The organism is Luteibacter sp. 621 (assembly GCF_050435445.1).
GTDB lineage: Bacteria > Pseudomonadota > Gammaproteobacteria > Xanthomonadales > Rhodanobacteraceae > Luteibacter.
In genome coordinates, this window is record NZ_JBNDKI010000009.1 from 17,005 (window position 1) to 34,737 (window position 17,733).

Annotated in this window: 14 protein-coding genes; 3 read left to right on the forward strand and 11 right to left on the reverse strand. The window is 64.2% G+C overall.

Annotated features, from left to right (window positions below; all coding sequences use genetic code 11):
• Nucleotides 1-18: 18 nt before the first annotated feature.
• The gene (locus ABIE56_RS11400; RefSeq protein ID WP_429243932.1) at nt 19-699 is read right to left on the reverse strand and encodes a TetR/AcrR family transcriptional regulator; all 681 of its coding nucleotides are present in this window, start codon (nt 697-699) and stop codon (nt 19-21) included.
• 93 nt (nt 700-792) lie between these two features.
• Between ABIE56_RS11400 and ABIE56_RS11405 the strand changes: the two genes are divergently transcribed.
• Nucleotides 793-2,346 (forward strand): MDR family MFS transporter, encoded by a 1,554-nt coding sequence (locus ABIE56_RS11405; RefSeq protein WP_429243933.1) that lies wholly within the window; start codon nt 793-795, stop codon nt 2,344-2,346.
• Between the two features lie 40 nt (nt 2,347-2,386).
• Nucleotides 2,387-2,725 carry a hypothetical protein gene (locus ABIE56_RS11410; protein WP_429243934.1) on the forward strand — a complete coding sequence of 113 codons (339 nt, stop codon included), beginning with the start codon at nt 2,387-2,389 and terminating at the stop codon, nt 2,723-2,725.
• 75 nt (nt 2,726-2,800) lie between these two features.
• Here the strand turns inward: ABIE56_RS11410 and ABIE56_RS11415 are convergent, their stop codons facing one another.
• From ABIE56_RS11415 to ABIE56_RS11460, 10 genes are all read right to left on the reverse strand, one after another.
• Entirely contained in the window at nt 2,801-5,866 is a 3,066-nt protein-coding gene (locus tag ABIE56_RS11415) for a discoidin domain-containing protein (RefSeq protein WP_429243935.1), read from the reverse strand.
• An 80-nt stretch (nt 5,867-5,946) separates the two neighbouring features.
• The gene (locus ABIE56_RS11420) at nt 5,947-6,789 is read right to left on the reverse strand and encodes a class I SAM-dependent methyltransferase (RefSeq protein ID WP_429243936.1); all 843 of its coding nucleotides are present in this window, start codon (nt 6,787-6,789) and stop codon (nt 5,947-5,949) included.
• A 1-nt stretch (nt 6,790) separates the two neighbouring features.
• Complete coding sequence (locus ABIE56_RS11425) at nt 6,791-7,189, reverse strand: VOC family protein (RefSeq protein WP_429243937.1); 399 nt, start codon at nt 7,187-7,189, stop codon at nt 6,791-6,793.
• Nucleotides 7,190-7,235: 46 nt separating this feature from the next.
• On the reverse strand, nt 7,236-7,832 hold the full coding sequence (locus ABIE56_RS11430; RefSeq protein ID WP_429243938.1) for a GspH/FimT family pseudopilin: 597 nt from the start codon (nt 7,830-7,832) through the stop codon (nt 7,236-7,238).
• Entirely contained in the window at nt 7,829-8,266 is a 438-nt protein-coding gene (locus tag ABIE56_RS11435; protein WP_429243939.1) for a type IV pilin protein, read from the reverse strand. Before ABIE56_RS11435 ends, ABIE56_RS11430 begins: the two co-directional genes overlap by 4 nt.
• 1 nt (nt 8,267) lies before the next feature.
• A complete protein-coding gene (locus tag ABIE56_RS11440; RefSeq protein ID WP_429243940.1) occupies nt 8,268-12,065 on the reverse strand; it encodes a pilus assembly protein in 3,798 nt (1,265 codons plus the stop codon).
• Nucleotides 12,066-12,076: 11 nt separating this feature from the next.
• A complete protein-coding gene (locus tag ABIE56_RS11445; protein WP_429243941.1) occupies nt 12,077-12,664 on the reverse strand; it encodes a pilus assembly PilX family protein in 588 nt (195 codons plus the stop codon).
• Nucleotides 12,661-13,989 (reverse strand): PilW family protein, encoded by a 1,329-nt coding sequence (locus ABIE56_RS11450; RefSeq protein WP_429243942.1) that lies wholly within the window; start codon nt 13,987-13,989, stop codon nt 12,661-12,663. The genes ABIE56_RS11445 and ABIE56_RS11450 overlap by 4 nt, the downstream gene beginning before the upstream one ends.
• On the reverse strand, nt 13,986-14,531 hold the full coding sequence (pilV, locus tag ABIE56_RS11455; protein WP_429243943.1) for a type IV pilus modification protein PilV: 546 nt from the start codon (nt 14,529-14,531) through the stop codon (nt 13,986-13,988). Before pilV ends, ABIE56_RS11450 begins: the two co-directional genes overlap by 4 nt.
• A 531-nt stretch (nt 14,532-15,062) precedes the next feature.
• Entirely contained in the window at nt 15,063-16,928 is a 1,866-nt protein-coding gene (locus ABIE56_RS11460) for a hypothetical protein (protein WP_429243944.1), read from the reverse strand.
• Between the two features lie 190 nt (nt 16,929-17,118).
• Between ABIE56_RS11460 and ABIE56_RS11465 the strand changes: the two genes are divergently transcribed.
• Nucleotides 17,119-17,604: a DUF302 domain-containing protein gene (locus ABIE56_RS11465; protein ID WP_429243945.1), complete on the forward strand. Its 486-nt coding sequence runs from the start codon at nt 17,119-17,121 to the stop codon at nt 17,602-17,604.
• The last annotated feature ends 129 nt before the right edge of the window (nt 17,605-17,733 follow it).

Genomic DNA, 17,733 nt, shown 5'->3' on the forward strand with positions numbered 1-17,733 from the left:
ACAATCAAAACGCTGATTCTACGCCTTTGCCGGGCCGAGCCCGTGGCCCAGCAGCGCCATGGCGTGGCGGCGAATCGTCTCGCGCGTGACTTCCTTGCGGATCGGGTCGTCCTTCCATTTGCGCCGGGCGGCCATGAACAGCATGGTCAGCGACATGATCGAGGGCATGATCAGCGAGGGATCCAGGTCCGGGTTGAGCAGGCCCTGGGCCTGCCATTGCTGGATTCGCTCGTGGAACGCGGCCTGCGTCTTGTAATCGACCTTGCCTTTCACGTGCTTGCGGAATGTATCGCCCTCGGTCAGCAGGTCGCCGAAGAACACCGGGGCGATCCACTCGTGCTCACCGGCCACCTCGACGAAGCGCTCGGCCACTTTGACAAAGGCGGCGACAGGGTCGCCTGCGTGCTCGTGGAATATGGCCTCCACGTGCTTGCGCATGGGCACGATATGCGCTGCGTGGATCTCATCGAACAGCTGTTCGCGGGTCTTGAAGTAGTAGTGCACCGCGGCCGGGGTCATGTCGGCGGCACGCGCGATGGCAGCCAGCGTGGTCGCGGCGTAGCCATGTTTCGCGTACTGGGCCAGGGCGATCTCGACCAGGCGCGTGCGCTGGTCGGCGCCATCAGGCTGGGCGTGCGGGCGGCCCGGCGGGCGGCCGCGGCGCGGTTTCAGGGGTTTGGGGGAGTCCGGCTTGTTCATGGTCACTGAATAACACGAGAGCAGGGAGTTGCCTTGCGGTTCGTTGCCGCATATATTAACTGACGACTTAATTAATTTACAGGCCCGCCGCCAGTGAACGCCGTCCACCGCCCCGAACCTGCCGAGACGCCCGCCGGCGTTGTCGAGCCAAGCCTTGCGCCCATACCGGCCCAGCCCTCCCTGCGCCTGCTCTTTCCGGCACTCATGCTGGTCATGCTGCTGGCCGCCCTCGACCAGACCATTGTTTCCACGGCGCTGCCCACCATCGTGGGCGACCTGGGTGGCCTGAGCCAGCTTTCCTGGGTGGTGACCGCCTACCTGCTTACTTCCACGGTGGTCGTGCCGCTGTACGGCAAGTTCGGCGACCTGTACGGGCGAAAGATCGTCCTGCAGGTCGCCATCGTCATCTTCCTGATTGGCTCGGTGCTGTGCGGCCTGGCCCAGGACATGACCATGCTGATCCTGATGCGTGCCTTGCAAGGCCTGGGTGGCGGTGGCTTGCTGGTGATCACCATGGCGGCCATCGGCGATGTGGTGCCCCCGGCTGAGCGCGGCCGCTACCAGGGCCTGTTCGGCGGCGTGTTTGGCCTGGCCACGGTGATCGGGCCTCTGCTTGGCGGCTTCATGGTGGATCACCTTTCGTGGCGCTGGATCTTCTACGTCAACCTTCCGCTAGGCATCCTGTGCCTGCTGGTGATCGCCGCGGTGTTCCATCCGCACACCCGCCATGTGAAGCACCAGATCGACTGGTTCGGTGCGATCTTCCTTGCCACCGCACTGAGCTGCATCATCTTGTTCACCACCGAGGGCGGCACCCAGATGCCGTGGGACTCGGTGGCGCTGTGGTCGATCCTGGCTATGGGCCTGGTTGCTGTCGCGGGCTTTATCTACGAAGAGAGCATCGCCAGCGAGCCGATCATTCCGCTGCACCTGTTCAAGCACCGCACGTTCCTGCTGTGCAGCCTGATCGGCTTCTTCGTGGGCACCGCGCTGTTCGGCTCCACCACCTATTTGCCGCTGTACCTGCAGACGGTTAAGGGGGTTTCGCCCACCGGCGCCGGCCTGCAGCTGCTGCCGCTCATGGGTGGCGTGCTGGTCAGTTCGATCGTGGCGGGGCGCATCATCAGCCGCATCGGTCGTTACCGGGTATTCCCGATCGTCGGTACGTTCCTGGGCGCGATTGCACTCATGCTGCTCGGCAGTGTCAGGGAAGAGGATCCGCTGTACCTGATCTACGGCTATGCCGGCATCCTCGGCCTGGGTATCGGCATGGTGATGCAGGTGCTGATCCTGGCGGCGCAGAACAGTGTCGATATAAAACTTATGGGCGTGGCCACGTCTGGCGTTACACTATTCCGTTCGATTGGTGGCTCGGTGGGCGTATCGGTGTTCGGTGCGCTGTTTACCCAGGGCCTCCAGTCGCGGCTGCAGGGCGACATCCCGGCGGCCCAGATGGGTCCGCGCACCTTCTCGCCAGACATGGTGGCGAAGATGTCGCCCGACCTGCATGCAAAATTTATCCATGCCTTCGGCTCATCCCTTCACGTGGTCTACCACGTGGCGGCGGGCGTGGTTTTCCTCGGGTTCTGCCTGGCGTGGTTCCTGCGGGATGTGCCGCTACGCGGCGCGGGTAAGAAGCCGGCGTAGGGCGCTTGCCTTATTCGTTACCGTAACGAATAATATGCGCATGAAGAAGAACATCAACGCCACGCGCGATCCGAACACCTCCGACATGTTTCCGAATGCGAAGCGTGGCCGTGGCCGGCCGCGCAAGCCTGATGCACTTACGAATGCGCAGCGCCAGGCGCGCTACCGCCAGCGCCGCAAGGCCATGGGCTTTGATAGCCGCGGCGTCAACGCAGCCGCGGTGCAGCTGCTGGCCAGCACGTTTCGCGACCTGATCGAGGCGGACGCGCGGGCGGGGCAGCTACTGGATGCCGTGAAAGGTGCGGGCGATGCGGATGCCGCCGCCATGGCGCAGCAGCTGCGCAGCCTGGTCGAAAAGGCCACGCACCGTTTCGTCTAACGCACAAAACATGTAGGAGCGCGCTTGCGCGCGATGGGGGTTATCGCAAGCACCCCATCGCGCGCAAGCGCGCTCCTACATTTTGGCTTCGAGCTTATGGAAGGGGTGATCCACCCGGATGCCATCGGCGTCCCACGACTCGGCCGGCTTGCCATCGATCCGTACGCGGGCAGGGCGCACACGGCCTGGCCAGAACACACGCACCGCCGTTCCAGCGCGAATGCCCTTGTCCAGCGTCACCACCAGCGTATCGCCCTGGCGGCGTGCCGCCATGTTGAGCTCGCCGTAGGCGACCGGCAGCTTCGTTACCTTCAAACCATCGCCGGCCACCCACGCGGGCGGTGCCCCGGGTAGCAGGTACAAGCCATCATCGGCCTCGCGCATCAGCATGCCGAACAGTAGCCGCGCGTACTCGGCGCCAATCCACGTGTGCGGCATGTCGCCCAGGTAGCCGGGGTGGCGCAGGCGCGAGTGCACCACCTCGGCCCACATGCTCCACTCAGGCGGCCGGCGATCGCGGACGATGGTGCCCAGCAGCTCGGCCGCATCGGCCGGGCGATCGAGGTAGACGTACGTCAGCACATTGCGCAGCTCGTACGGCGTGTACGCAAACAATTCGCCGGGCTGTTCGCGCTTGCGTACGTCGGCCAGGTAGCGATCAAACGTCGTCACCAGTGCATCGTGCGGCAGCACATCCATCTGGCCCGCCGGGTCGAGTGCAATCGAGATACTGGTGGGGTCGCCATCACCCAGGTCCGCCGCGGCGGGGATCGTATCCACGCCTTTCCAGGCCATGGTGGCGCGAATGGAGGCGGCCACCGATTCGCGCAGGGCGGCGTACTGGGTGCGTGCATAGGCAGCCAGTTCCTTGTCACCCCACTGATCGGCCAGCCACGCACCATCGTGCCAACCCTTTAGTGCCCACCAGTCATCCCAGTAGCTGTGCGTGGGGCTGGAGTAGCCTTCATGGCTGATCGAGGGTGCGATGATCCCGTGGAAGCGCTGCGGTGCCGGCTGGTCGGCCATGTAGCCAGGCACCATGGTGCGCGCACGCAGATCCTGCATGAAATGCATGGCGGCGCGCACCTTGGGCAGGTAGTTGCGCACCGATTCCGGGCCGCCACCGAAGCGCGCGACATCGGCCACGAGGTTGATGAATTCGCCCTGGCTGTCGTACTCGATATCCGAACCAAACCCCTTGTTGACGGTGCCATCGGCATTGAGGATGGGCGACACCAGGCCGTTCTCGTGCACGGCGTGGCTGGCGTACCAGTCAAGGTAATCGCGGGCGGTTTTTACCTCACCCATGCGCAGCAGGATCGAGGCAGTGGCCGCGCCATCGCGGATGAAGGACCGGTTGTAGTTGCGTGGGCCCGCCTGCATGGCGTGGCCCGTCTGGTTGACTAGCATGTAGGCCGCCTGCGAGCGCAGGATATCGACCAGCGTTTCATCCGGCAGGCTCAGGCCCACGCTGCCCAGGCGGGCCTGCCACTCGTCGGATACCTCGCTGGCCAATGCATCGAATGCGCCCGCCGTGACTCGCGCCCGGTTGACCGGCGGCGGCTCGGGCAGCGAGCCATCCGCGTTCGCGGGGTGATTGCCCAGCGGGAACGCGATGACGATATCGCGCTGCTCGCCTGGTGCAAGCTGCACATCGTAAGCGAGGCTGCCGGCGGCCAGGCCCTGGGGATCCGAGACATCCACCGCCTTCGGCAGCGCGTTCGCGGCGATAGCGGTCGTGATCTCCGTGGCGCCATGGTCGCCGAAGGGCGCCGCGCCAAGGTCATCAGGCTCGGTGAGTGGGGTAAGCAAGGTGCGCCCGTTGACGGTGACCTTGTCCCTGGCCAACGTCATCGCATGGATCGCCGATGGCCCGCCGTTCTGCCAGGGCGGGTTCACCTGCATGGGGCGAACGACGAGAAAGAGCCTGCCATCGATACGGCTCGTACCCTGGTTCGCCAGGCGGTGGCGGAGCAGGATCACGGGCTGGGCGCCATCCTGGATCGCGACGCTCTGCGTCGTGACGGCAAGGCCTGGCTGCGGGCTCCAGCCGACCGAAGGCATGGGCTTCCAGCGGTCGCGCAGCGCATGCGTGCGTTCGACGTTGTCGGCCACCACCGCCTTGCCGCTGGCATCGCGCCAGATGGCCTGCACCAGCGGGCCGCCCTTGAACGGCTCGATATCGCCGTACTCATCGAAGATCGCCTTCTGCAGGCCGGCAGGCACGCCCACGTCGGTCCAGTACACCTGCTGCATATGCAGGGATGACGGGAACAGTGCCGCGTGCGCACGCGACGCGGTGATCTGGTATCGCTTCATCGCGGTCATGGCCCGCGGCGCGCCCAGGAAGCGCAGGCGCGAAATCCTGGGCGTGCCTTGCCCTGGCGTCATCACCAGGCGCAGATCATGCGCCGTAAACGTACCTGGTGCGGCGAGGTAGGAGGCGTCGCCCAGTGAACCGGGGTCGGAATCAATCGTGGACCATCTGCCTTGCGCGTCCTTCGATTGCAGCACCACGCCGTTTCGAGGCCCGGCCCACGTCACTTCAAGGCCTGTGATGTCGAGCGGATGGGGCAGGTGGATAGCTACGTTGCGCTCCGCGCCCTTGCCAGCGATGTCGCGAGGGTGCCCATCCGCCCAGATCGCCGCCGTATCGCCGGTACCGCCGAGGCCCGTGACCCTGGCGGTATCGTCGGCGGACATGGGTTCGAATTCGAACACGGAAACACCCCAGTCAGCGGTTCGCGCCGGGGCGGCGAGGCGGACGTAGCGAGCGTCCTCGGCCGGGAACACGAGGTACTCCACGCCACCTGGTGAATCCGTCACCGCGTAGGCCGGATGAAACACCTTGCCATCGGTCGATACCTGGATGCTGTAGGCGGCGGCAAAGCCGCTATCCCAGTGGATGCGGACCCCGCCGATACGCGCGAGCTTGCCCAAATCGACCTGGAACCACTGCCCGGGGCTGAATGAGCCGCCCCAGCGCGTGGTCTCGTCTTGGTCAATGGCGTGCGCGGGCGCAAGCGCCGGCACCTGCTGTGATGAGCTGGTGGCCGCCCAGCCACTGCGCGGCGGCAGGCTGGCGGAGAGCGCGGGCGCCGCCAGAAGGGTGGCGACGGCAAAACACAGCATCGAACGCATGGGGCACCTCCGGGGAGGTTTCACAGCCTAGTCACGTAACGCGATGAAACACAGCCCCTGTTGCGAGGAAGGCGCCGGGTTCAGCGCCGTGTCGCGAAAACGCCGTCCAGTGCGAGCTTCGCCTGGAACCCGGCCTTCTCCAGTCGCGCCGCCACCTCGGCAGGCACGTCGCGCCCGGTCGTGAGCTTGTTAGGGCTGCCGGTGTAGTGAAACAGGCGGCCGCCACGGCGGATGACGCGAGCGAGTTCGTGATAGAACGCCTGCGAATAGAGTTCGCCAGCGATCCCGAAGCGCGGCGGATCGTGCAGGATGGCATCCACCGAGGCGTCTGCGATCGTTCCGATCTGCCCGGTGACATCGCCGTGCGCCAGGTGCAGGCGGCCGCCAGCGGCAGGTGACTCGGGATCGGGCGACCAGGGGTTGATCGTGCGCAGCCACAACACGTCAGGGTTCTTCTCGAACGACTGGATGCGGTTCACGCCGGCTTCCAGGCAGCATGCCGCGAAGTAGCCCAGGCCGCCGCAGGTATCGAGTACCACCTTCCCACGGGGCTCCACCAGGGCCACCTTACGGCGTGCATCGTCGAGAGGGGACTCCTTCGAGGTGGGCAGCATCTTGATGCCATCGATCTCGAAGGTAGGCACTCCCCATTCCGTGGGCACCAGCTTGATCAGTGAGCCGTCGAACCGCGAGACCGGCTCGAACGCCTCGCCATCCCAGCGGTAGATAGTGCGCGGCTTGATCTTCCCAGGGTAAGGGTAGGTGGTGCCAAGCCAGGTCCACCCACCTTCGTGCAGGCGGGCGGTGTTCTCGCTGAAGCCCAGGTCGAGCGAGCCATGCCAGCGATCGGCTCCGGCTTTGTGAGCTGCAAGCAGTGCCAGGGCCGTGGGTTCGGTGAGCAGGGGGCCGTGATAGCGCGACACGTCAGCCGCCCAGGCGGGCCTGGCCGTGGAACACAGCTTCGATGTTGTGGCCATCGGGGTCGAGGATGAAGGCGCCGTAGTAGCCCTCGTGATAATGCGAGCGCGGGCCGGGTGGCCCGTTGTCACGCCCACCGGCGGCGAGCGCCGCCTCGTGGAAGGCATGCACGAGCTTGCGCGATTCCACGCGGAACGCCACGTGCACATGCGGCTGGTTGGGCTCGCCCTTGTAGATCCAGAAGTCTGGCTTGCCGCCTTCGCCGAAGCCGGCGACATCCGTGCGGCCGGTCACTGAGGCCGGGAACACGGCGAGCAATTCGTACCCGATAGAGGCAAGTACGGTCTGGTAGAACGCCTTGCTGCGCTCGAAGTCGCTGACGTACGCGCCAGTGTGGTCGATCATCGGGGCTCTCCTGCGCAATGGGTCAGGCCGGGACTTTAGCGCAAACTCAGATCGTGCAGGCATCCGTTGTATTGAGCTTCGTGCCGGCTGTTGCGCCAAACGCACTGATGCCAATGCGCGAGCCAGGCACCTTGGTCGTATTCTGGCCCGGCAGGGCGGTGCCGGTGGTGACCGCGCACAGCACGAAATACATGGGCTGGGTGGCATTGGTACGTGTCGAGACCGCCTCCAGCTGGCCCTGCTGGCCAAACGTCACCACGCCGGTATCCAGGGCCCGTGCCGATACCATGGTCAGCGCGCCGCCGGCCCTGAGTAGCAGCATGCCCTTGCTCGAATCCGTGGTGTAGACATCCGTGGCAGTGGTGGTTGCCACCGGGTGCGCATACACCAGCCAGCCCGTCTCGTAGGTCTTGCTGCTCGAGCACGTGGCGCCATCCGTGCTGGCGCACAGCGACACATACGTGGCACGAAGGACGGCCTCGGAACGGGCGTAATCGATGGCTGCCTGCAGGTTATCGGTTGCACTGCGCAAGCGGTGCTTCTGGATCGTGGTGCGGAACGAGGGAATGGCGATCGCGGCGAGGATGCCCATGATCACGATGGCCACGAGCAGTTCCAGCAGGGTGAAACCACGCGATTTCACCAGCAGCTCCCGTTCGACGTGATGTTGAGCGGGGCTTTCACGCCGGCATTGGTGATGCTCAGGGCGCCGCATACGTCTTTTTGCTGCGCCAGCCCTGGTACCGGGGTCGCGGTCGCAGTAAATCCTTGCGCGACAAACGTATTGACGGTGACCAGGGTAACGGTTGCCGCGTAATAACCGCTGTCCGAGGTAGACGACGTCGTCGTGGAGAAGCCGATCGTCTTCAGGTCGGCGTATTTGTTCTGCTGCGCGTAGTAGCGCTCTTCCGCATTGGCGATCGCCATCAGCAGCTTCTGCCCATCCGCACGACGGGCGCGGAACCCGTAACGATTGAACTGGGGAATGGCGATGGCGGCCAGGATGGCCATAACGCCCAACGCAATCATCAGCTCGATAAGGGTGAAGCCGCGTTTCTTCTGACGAAAGCCATTCATGTCAATTCTCACTATTGAGCACGCGCCAGCCGCGACGGCGCGCCGTCGGAATGGCGGTGCTAGTGGTGTTGCCACCGATCGCGGTCGGCGAGCTCGGGTTGTACGCCTTGCCACCGGACAGGCTCGCCACGGTGCTCAGTGCGCCGGAGGTGGCCGCCCCGGTGACGCGTGCGCCGGCCAGCGTGTAGCCGCTGCCGATGCTGTAGGTGGATGTGCCTATGGATACCCCGTAGGCGGCGCCGCCCGTCGTCGCATCAAGCGCAAGCACGGAGCCCGAGCTCGAAGTCGTGCAGGGATCGGTTGCCGTCGGGATAAGCGTGCTGAACGTCACCGTGCTCGAACTGGCATCGAGGGCCGGCGTGACCACGACGCGCTCGCCCGCCGGGTTGCTGAGATTGAGATACCAGCCGGATTTGGTCGTGGGGACCGCGTTGCTGGTGACGCCGATCGCACCGGTGGCGTTATCGACGGACATGGTTTGCTGCACCAGTGAGCCAACGCCGATGGGCGTCGCGACATTGGCGCCCGGGTCGCGTACGCCATAGATGGATTGCACGGTGGTATCAGAGGTATCGCCGGTGCTCAGGAACCGCCCGGTGCCGAACACGACCATGAAATAGGCCGAGTTCGGGTCCGCGACAAGGCGCGGCGCCGTGGTGATCGACTGCGTGTTCGCGGTCGCCGGCTTGAACAGCAAACTCACGCCCTGGGACTTGGTCGCACTGCTGAGCGACGCCGTGGAAAGGTCAATGCGCCACATGTTGCCATCGAGATCGCCGGCAAACGCGACATCGGCCACCTGGTCACCGTCGTAATCGCCCAGGGTAGGCGTGGTCAGGCCGTGGCTGGTCGTCACGCCGGTACCGGTCGGGGTGCGGATCTCCTTGAGCAGCGTCCCCGTCTGCGCATCAAGCACAAACAGCGAGCTATACGTGTTGTCCTTCGCCGTGGCCGTACTGTCATCGGGGAAATAACCGCCCGGAACGAGTACCACCCAGCGCCCCACGGTGTTGCCCGTGGTGCCGGTGGCATCCGAGTTTGTCCAGGCAATGCGTGCGATGACCGGGGTGCCAAAGGTGTAGCCGAGGTTCGCCGGCGTACCGGCCGTCGAGACGCTATCGCTGTTGAATTCCCACAGCACTTTCGAAGCTACGGCCGTCGCCGTGCTCAGCGTCGCCGCCTTCGGGTCAGTGATATCGATACCGAACACGCCGCGGCCACCGTAGCGAAGCGAGCCCACCAGCAGCGTGTGCCAGCCCTTCGTGGAGTTGTTGGTGGCATTGGCTGAATTGAAGAAGACATCACCGGTGACCGGGCTGCCATCGACAGTCGGGGTGAAGGCGAAGTTCTTCAGCTTGCTCTGGGCGGGCAGGTTGGGGTAGACGCTCGCGGGCACATAGGCCCACTGCTCGTTGCCAGGGCTTGCCGTGGTGTCCGATGCCAGGCGGGCGTCGAAAGCGTGAAGCATGCCATCGTTCGCGCCCACGTAGACCATCGCGGGGCGAGTTGCCCAGGTGGTAAGGAATGCGGCATAGCTGTTCGTGGTAACCGCGGCGGCTTCCGGCGAATTCGACGGGAAGCTGTCGCTGTAATTACCGCTGGGCGTGGCGACGTAGGCAGGCTGCGAGCCAAAAATCGCGCCAAGGATGGAGCCGCGCGTACGGAACGTGCTGCCTTCGCCCACTTTGGAGCCAGTGAGCCAGGTCAATCGCTGCGAGCCAAGGGTGTCGGTGGTCGCTGCGGAGCCGGTGCCGTCGGTCGAGTTAAGGATCGCCTTCTCTGCGGTGCTGAGGTTATCCCAGGTAAACGGCACGCCGGTGCCGGTGCCCGGCCCGGTGCTGGTCGCGATAAGGCGTGGCTTCGCATTGAGGTCGCGACCGTCGAGCGTGGTCAGGGTGGTCCATAGCTGGGCACCGACCACACCGGTGAGGCCCACGCTCATGGCTTTCAGTTCACCACCCCATGTGGTGGTGTTGTACCCGGCGTAGTACGCCACCGCGTTGGCGGTGAGCACGTTGGTGCTCAAGCTCAGCGTCAGCGAAGTGGAGCTGCTGGCGATCACCGAGGAAAGGATGCTGCTCAGGCTGGTGACCAGCGAGGTCGGATCCGCCGCACTGAAGTAACCGCCGCGGCTGTTGACCGCCGCATGCCAGGTGTCATCGATATTGACCGCGCCGCCAGCGACTAGCGGGGTGGGCCACTTCTTGGTGCCCGTGCGCAGCGCGTTGTAGTCGCCGCTATAGGCCAACGTACCCGAAATACCCATGGTCACCATGTACTGGGACATGTGCTGCCATGTGGCGGGATCGTTGGCGGGGTTGAAGTAAACCTCGGGCGTAGCGCCGGGTTTGGCCGAATCCACCGTGGTCTTCGCCCCAGTGGTACCCGTGCTGATGTCCGGCCAGTACGCCGGCACGTTATTGGTCAGGTCGGGGCGTAGGTCCGTCGCCCAGTAGGCGAACGCGATATCGGCGAGCGACGGATCCGTGGTGCCGGACTGGTTCCAGTAGATGCTCGAATTCGGATCCGAGACGGAGTATGAGGTGTTGTCAGGCAGCATAAGGGCTGCATTATCCGAAGGCGTAATGGACTTGACGCTATCGCCATTCCAGTAGCCGTCGGTCACCAGCATGTGGAAGTTCTTGCGGCAAGCAACTTCACCCGCCGGGCTGCTGTTACCGTTCCAGTACGGGTCCTGCGCCGTGGGTGTCGTCGTGCTGAGCGTCCGCTTGTAGAACTCGCCGGCCTGGATGGTGGCGACGCGGGTAGGGGTGCCGCCGCTTGCAGGTACGCCGTACACCCAGTTCATGAACTGGCTTCGCCAGCAGGTATCGGTCGTGCTCGTTGCGGCGCAGCTGGCACCGTTTGCAAGCTCCAGGATCTTGCTCGCGGTCGCGAGCGGGCCGTAGGTAAGTCCCGTGTACGCATTGGAACTGGTGTAATAGTTGCCACTGCCTGTCTGCGTCTGCAGCGTCTGCCAGCCTACGCGAACGGCGTTGTCGCTCAGCGCGCTGAACACGCGGCCGATGGCAGCGCGCGCGTTGAAATTGCGCGTACGGTAATAGCTATACCAGATAGCGAAGTTCGCCTGGATCGCCGCCGATTCATTGGCCACGAGATGGTACGTGCAGGTACTTTCGTCGGCCGCGGCCGTGCAAACGTAGTAGAAGGCGCCGGTATCGTAGGTTGTGGTGTTGCCCGATTTCTTCGAGCCACGGACGGCCGTCGGAATCTCGAGAGCCGGGCACGTGATGGTGGTGTTTCGCCCATTACTCGTCTGGGTGTACCAGCCGGGCTCATTCGCATCGCGTGGGCAGGGGGAATTGCCCGCCTGGATGTTGACCAGGAAGTTAGTGCTGAACACCTTGCTAAGGTCGATCGTAACCGGATCAAGATAGGCACCCTTGCTCGAGTTGCCGCTCGGGGCCCAGCACTTCTTCGTCAGCGTGTTCGCGCAGTAGCCATCACGCCATGCCGCCGTGAACGTTGGCGTGCCCAGCGGCAGGCCGGTGGCATCCGGCGGCACCACGTAGGTGATGGTCGGGTCGAAGTAGATCGGGTTGCCCTTCGCCGAGTAGTAGTACTTCTTGTCGTAAAAGCCATCCATCTCATCCGGGATCGACGTGGAGTTCATCGAGCCGGAATCATCGAACGTGACGACGATGTTGGGCGCCACCTTGGAGGTCACGCCTGGCGGGGTTTTACTGAGCGTCACCGTGGTCGCTTGCGCGGCCGAGCCGACCAGCAACGTGGCCAGGAGGGAGAGGGCAGTACGCCAGGGGAAGGAAAGGCGGGGCATGTCGGTTTCCTTCAGCTCAGCGTGCACGTGAACAGGTTAGGCGTGACGAAGGTCGATTCGACGACGCGGATGGTATTGGGGCTGCCGCCCGTGGCACGCGCGGTGATCCGGTAGAGATAAAAGCGCGCCGTCGTACTGCCACCCGAGCCAGCTTCCGCCTGCGCGCCCGTCGTATTGGGCGGCGCGCGGTCCTGGCCGAGCAGCTCCACGATGTACCAGGGGTTCGCCGCCAGCGTGGCGCTGGCCATGGTGGTATCGGTGGTGGTCGCCGTGTAATCGATGGAAACGCCCGCGCCCTTGTACTCCGTGGCACCGGCGGTCACCCAGGTGGATGCATTGCGGAAGGTCGTGACCTTGGTGCTTACCGTGGCCGGGTTGCTCGAGTTGTAGCAGCCCAGGCTGGTATCACCGGTAAAGATGCGCCACTCCACGCCGCGCAGGGCGTTCTCGGCCGACCACTCCGCCTGCTGTGAGTTGCGCAAGGCGCCGGCCAGGCGCTCCTGAATCAGCGACCGGCTCGAGCTCGTTATAGCGACGATCGTCAGCAAAAGCAGGAAGATCAACGCAACGACCAGGACAGCTCCGCGCTCCTTCTTCATGGGTTGTAATTCCTGATGGACACCAGCGTGGTGAACTCACGGCGCAGCATGTGGTTGTCGAAGCCCTGCTGGCTTGGCTTTACGGCGCGGTTGGTGTCATCGGGCGACGCAAGGCCGGTAATCGCGGTATCGCCGTAATACTGGTACTGCATATCGCCGGTGTTGAGGGCATACAGTGGCTTCTGCCCGTCCATGAGCAGGTGTACCTCAACGCTTTGCACCGAGCGCCACAGGCAGCCCGGGTCCGTGCCAAGCACATTGGGGCTGGATGAGGCGCAGCTGGTCGCGCTATCGATATCGGAGGCGCTGCGGAAGCTGGTGTTGCCGGTGGCATCCATGACCCCATAGAGAAAATCGAGCCGTTCCACGCCGCGCACGACCTCCGAGCTCACCCCGTTCTGCCGGCGCATGAGCGCGCCGGTCTTGTTGCCGTTGTTGTCGTCCACGACCTGGAGGTAATACGTCACCGTCTGGTAGTCGCGATTAAAGTCGAACAGCCGTGGCGATACGCCGGTCGGCTGGGACAGGTTGACGTAGTTCGAATCCGGGGTAATTGCCGAGCCTGCCACCTTCGCGCTAAAGACCTGGCCGGCGTTGCAATCGGCAAGCATCATCAGGTCGCCCGTTTTGATATCGGACAGGAGCGGCTCGCCGGTTTTGGGCACGACCGTAATGCTGCTCACCACCTGGGATGCGACGGTCATCTTGCTGTTCACGCCGTCCAGGGTCCATCCGCGAGTGCCATCCAGGTAGCGAACCGTCAGCACGTCACTGCCGACCACGCGGTTGCCGGTTGCCGTGCCTTGCGCAGGAATAACGCCCGTGCTGGTGCTCGGGCCGGCCGGGTCCACGGGCGTGCATGCGGTGGTGGTGCAGTCATAGCCACGCATGGCGTACCAGGACGGCAGGATGAAAGGCACCGTGGGTGCAGCGGGGTAGGTGTTCGATCCACTCTTCGTGGCCCAGGTCGTCGTGACGTCCTGCAGGGCCGATTGCAGGGTGGCGCCCGACATGATGACCTTAGGGGCGCGCAGGTAGCGATCGAGCGTCATGGCGCCGTTGGAGAGCGCGGCCGATTGCCCGCCCATGTTCGAACAATATTGCGCATTAGCCATGCGCAAATCGCTGGTCAGCGCGGTAATGGCAAAGCGCCCGCCCTCCTGGAGCCTGGCCAATTGCGCCTGGACCAGGCTGCTGCTCGATGTGGTGTTGAATATGTTGACGATGCCGAGCGCCACGAGGATGCCCAGCGTGATCGCCACCATGAGTTCGATCAGTGATACGCCGCGGGTGGAGCGGGGCGAAGTGAGAAGGGGGCCGATCATGGCTGGAAATTCCAGGCGTACGTGCGCGTCACGACCGCGCCGTTGTTGGCGCTCGCAGATGCGGCGTTGGTGGCGTTATCGGTCGCGGCGCGCTCGATCCAGCTGATTTTCATCACGCAGTTTCCTGCGTAGGGAGGTCGCATCTGCAATTGCGTGGCGTCTGCCGTCGCCCCCTTGGTGCACGCGATGGACGCACTCGGGCTGGGCAGGAACGTATTGAGCTGCGAGCTCCATTGCGCCTGGTCACGCTTCGCAAGTTGTGCGGGCGTGCAGGCCGCCGCCTTCGTGCAATCCTGCGTCACCGTGAGTGGATATGTCGTTGAATCGTAATTGCCAGCCCACACCGCGAGCGGATTGGCCCGCATGCGATCCGCCATGCTCATCGCAATAAATTCCGCCTGCGTGCGCAGGTAGCCTACCTGGTTCGAGCGGAACGAAATGATGAGAAGACCCGCGAGGCCGACGATACCGACACCGAACACCAGTACCGCGATAAGAACCTCGATCAGGGAGGCGCCCCTGGCTCGCCCTGGTGGTGACATACAACCCCTTGCATGGTGTAGCAGATAGAAACGCGCGCGCATTGTGTTTGCACTCGCAAGGTAATAGCTACCTTCCGCGACACTTTGTCGCCCGCCTGCGCTGCATGAATATTTATTTACTTTTTTCACAGCGCCCCCGATCAACATTCAGGCGGCGAACGCATGTTATCGATCGGCCGGCGTCATCATCCTGCACGCACTAGGTGCGAATGCTGCAAATCCGGCACTACACACGCCGCGCTCACCACGTTAGACCCACGAACGTGATCAATACATCACAAATGTGATTCGCAAAGTCTTCACGAATGCTTGATGCAACGATTACAACGGCTAATCGTTGACGCGCTTGATTCGATAGTTGTTGCGACATGCATGTGTGTCGCGAAAAGTGTGAGATGTTTCTCATGGGGCGCAGCATTCCTGCGATCGATGAAGCGTTCTTGCGAATGCCGTGCGTGGCGCAAAAAAAACCGGCGCCCTTGTTCGGGGCGCCGGTAGCGAGTCACGCGTGTTTTCGTCGGGCGTCGCCGCTTATTCGAGCCCGGCCCAGCGATGGCGCTCGGCCATGGCGAGTGCAAGCTTAGGACTACGCCGCGCCACGCGCTCGCGTTTTTCACGCTCGGCACGAATCGCCGGCCATGCGGCGAGATACGCCTCAAGCACGGCCGGGTCCGTGGCATAGCGCTTCAGCGTTTCGGCGGTGGCCGAGCGCAGCGCGACGGCGCCGTTGTAGCCGCCAAAGCCCTGCGTGGCGCAGATGGCTCCACCGTCGGCGTTGCCGGGCGACGGCTCGGCCTGCAGGTGGAAGTGGCCTGCCACTTCGGCGAGGTCCGGGTCGAGACGGCGGAGCGTAGGTACGCCCGGTGCTGTTCGGCCCAACACAAACTGGACGGCCTGCGAGAGCGCCTTCAGGCCCGTCTCGCCCATGGTGTGGCCATCGCCCACGGCCTTGGGCGTGCCGACGAAGAGCTTCGGCAATTCGCCTGCACGGCCCTGGCGCTGGGCGGCGCCACGCAGGCCAGCCAGCGCGGTGCCGAGATCCGTCTTCGAGTTGGTACGGGTGCCCGTGGCGTGCGCCGCCAGGTACTGGAAATCATCCACGGTGAAGCCGTGTGCCTGGTAGGCCATGTCCAGCGCCTGCACGAGCGCATTCTCGCCGCCAAAGCCCACGCCGGCGAAGTGGGCCTTGCCGCCCGCTTCGCCACTCTGGCCCCAGCCGACGATGATCGAGGTGATATCGAGCTGGTTGCGCAGGGCGAAATCGAGCGTGGTCACCAGCAGGCCGGAACCACCATGGCCGACCACCGTGCCGTCGGCGTCGATATCGAACGGCGCCAGTGAATCGTGCACGGTGCGCTCGGAACCGTCGCCGTGCGCGGCGTTCTTGGTGGCCAGCTTCTCGCCGGTCATCAGTGCGCCGCCACCAAAGGCCTCGAGAATGCCGTAGCGCGGCTGCAGCGCAGCGTCGGCGGCGGTCAGCAGTACGACCTGCGGGCGCTGGAAGCCGGGGTAATCGAACAGCAGCTGGGGGGCGATATCCGCCAGGGCGATGAGGCTGGAGGCGCACGCGCCCACCGCCGTCGCCGGCGCCTGGGGCACTCGCGTAAAGCCCACTTCATCGGACTTCAGCTGCTCGCGCAGTTCCGGGTTCTTCAGTACGCGGCTGATGCTGAAGGAAGGCGACAGCATGGTGGAGACCAGGGCGGGGCCGTGGGAACCGAGCGAATGCGCAAGGCGAACCGCGAACGTGTCCTTGGGGAAACCGCCTTCGGGCAAGGGCGCATCGGGGCGCAGCCACTGGCCCAGCGCCTCGTTACCGCCGAACGCGGTCGCGGAGGCCACGCGGAACGAAAGTGGGTTGGGCACCAGCTCGGAGAGTGGTCGCGGCAGGCCGGCCAGGGCGCCCAGGGCGCCGTAGGCAAACAGCTGCGCCTGCAGCGAAGGGCTCAGCAGCGGGTCGTTCTGAAACAGGCCATGCATTTCCTTCAGACCCGAACCGCGAATGTCCTCGTAGCGCAGGCCGGCAAGGCGGCGCAGGCCGACAGTTTCAAGATCATGCGGCAGCGGTGCCGCGATGTCGGTGACGACGCGCGGCGCCAGGTCGCGAACCCCCGGCACATGGCGGATACCCGAGTTGGCGCGCAGGTCGGCCCCATGCAGGCGCTTGAGCTCTTCCAGGGAAGCCGGCTGGCCGGCGTGTTCGCCCGTGGCCCAGCGCATGCCATCGGCGGCGCTGGCGGCTTCGGGGTCGAGCTCGACAAGGCCGGCATCAAAGGCCGCCAGTGGAAGGAATTCCTCGGACTGGGCTACCAGCGCCTGATAGGTTTCCGTCGAGCCCACCGCCGAGATGGTGCAGGCGGTGCCGACGGTGACGAGGACTTGGTCGCTTCTCAACATAGGTGCGTGCTTATCCGGACAGACCAAACGTTAATTATAGGCGGACTCAGCCAGCCAAAAGGCGTTCTGTAATATAGCCGGGTAAAAAATACGAACGGGCCGGGGACGGGCAATGCACCCTAATTGATGATGGCGATGGGGCATGGCGGAGTGGCACGCTTGGACACTGTCCGCGAACCCGGAGCGTTACATGATCAAGGCAGGCCTTCTCTTCTCCGTGGCGGCGACCGCCATGGCCATCGGCCCGGGTGCGTCGGCCGGCCAGCTTCCGAGTGGTCCTGCCGACCTCATGGTCAAGGAAAGCACGTCCGACGTGGCCACGACCCAGGCGCGTGCCACGGCCGCGCTTGCAAAACTGGGTGTGCCTGTCTTCGCGACCTTCGATCATGCGGCCAATGCCCAGGAGGCGGGGCTGTCGCTACGCCCGACGGTGGTCCTGGTGTTCGGGAACCCGAAGGTAGGCACGAAGCTCATGCACGACCAGCAGGCCATGGCCCTCGACCTGCCGTTACGCATCGCCATCTGGCAGGACGCGCAGGGCATTACATGGATCAGTTACCACGACATCAGGCGCACCGCGGACGCCTATGGGATCAAGGACCACGACACCGTCGGCAAGCTCGCGGACTTCATGACCGCACTCATAAAGCAAGCGGCAGGGGATAGCACGAAGTGAACCACGCCGTAGGAAATGCGGAGTAGTTCACATATTTGTTGCAACGCCGAAATTGCGCACCCCTAAGTGGCTAGGTAGTTCTACGGAGTTGTTTAACATCCAGTCACCGACGTGAAATTCCTAGGAAAC

What these genes read in the sequence shown, in the direction of transcription:
- ABIE56_RS11410 (WP_429243934.1), top strand. Translation starts at nt 2,387, where the DNA reads ATGAAGAAGAACATCAACGCCACGCGCGATCCGAACACCTCCGACATG.
- ABIE56_RS11450 (WP_429243942.1), bottom strand. Translation starts at nt 13,989, where the DNA reads ATGATCGGCCCCCTTCTCACTTCGCCCCGCTCCACCCGCGGCGTATCA.
- ABIE56_RS11415 (WP_429243935.1), bottom strand. Translation starts at nt 5,866, where the DNA reads ATGCGTTCGATGCTGTGTTTTGCCGTCGCCACCCTTCTGGCGGCGCCC.
- pilV (WP_429243943.1), bottom strand. Translation starts at nt 14,531, where the DNA reads ATGTCACCACCAGGGCGAGCCAGGGGCGCCTCCCTGATCGAGGTTCTT.
- ABIE56_RS11435 (WP_429243939.1), bottom strand. Translation starts at nt 8,266, where the DNA reads ATGAATGGCTTTCGTCAGAAGAAACGCGGCTTCACCCTTATCGAGCTG.
- ABIE56_RS11400 (WP_429243932.1), bottom strand. Translation starts at nt 699, where the DNA reads ATGAACAAGCCGGACTCCCCCAAACCCCTGAAACCGCGCCGCGGCCGC.
- ABIE56_RS11445 (WP_429243941.1), bottom strand. Translation starts at nt 12,664, where the DNA reads ATGAAGAAGGAGCGCGGAGCTGTCCTGGTCGTTGCGTTGATCTTCCTG.
- ABIE56_RS11465 (WP_429243945.1), top strand. Translation starts at nt 17,119, where the DNA reads ATGATCAAGGCAGGCCTTCTCTTCTCCGTGGCGGCGACCGCCATGGCC.
- ABIE56_RS11425 (WP_429243937.1), bottom strand. Translation starts at nt 7,189, where the DNA reads ATGATCGACCACACTGGCGCGTACGTCAGCGACTTCGAGCGCAGCAAG.
- ABIE56_RS11460 (WP_429243944.1), bottom strand. Translation starts at nt 16,928, where the DNA reads ATGTTGAGAAGCGACCAAGTCCTCGTCACCGTCGGCACCGCCTGCACC.
- ABIE56_RS11440 (WP_429243940.1), bottom strand. Translation starts at nt 12,065, where the DNA reads ATGCCCCGCCTTTCCTTCCCCTGGCGTACTGCCCTCTCCCTCCTGGCC.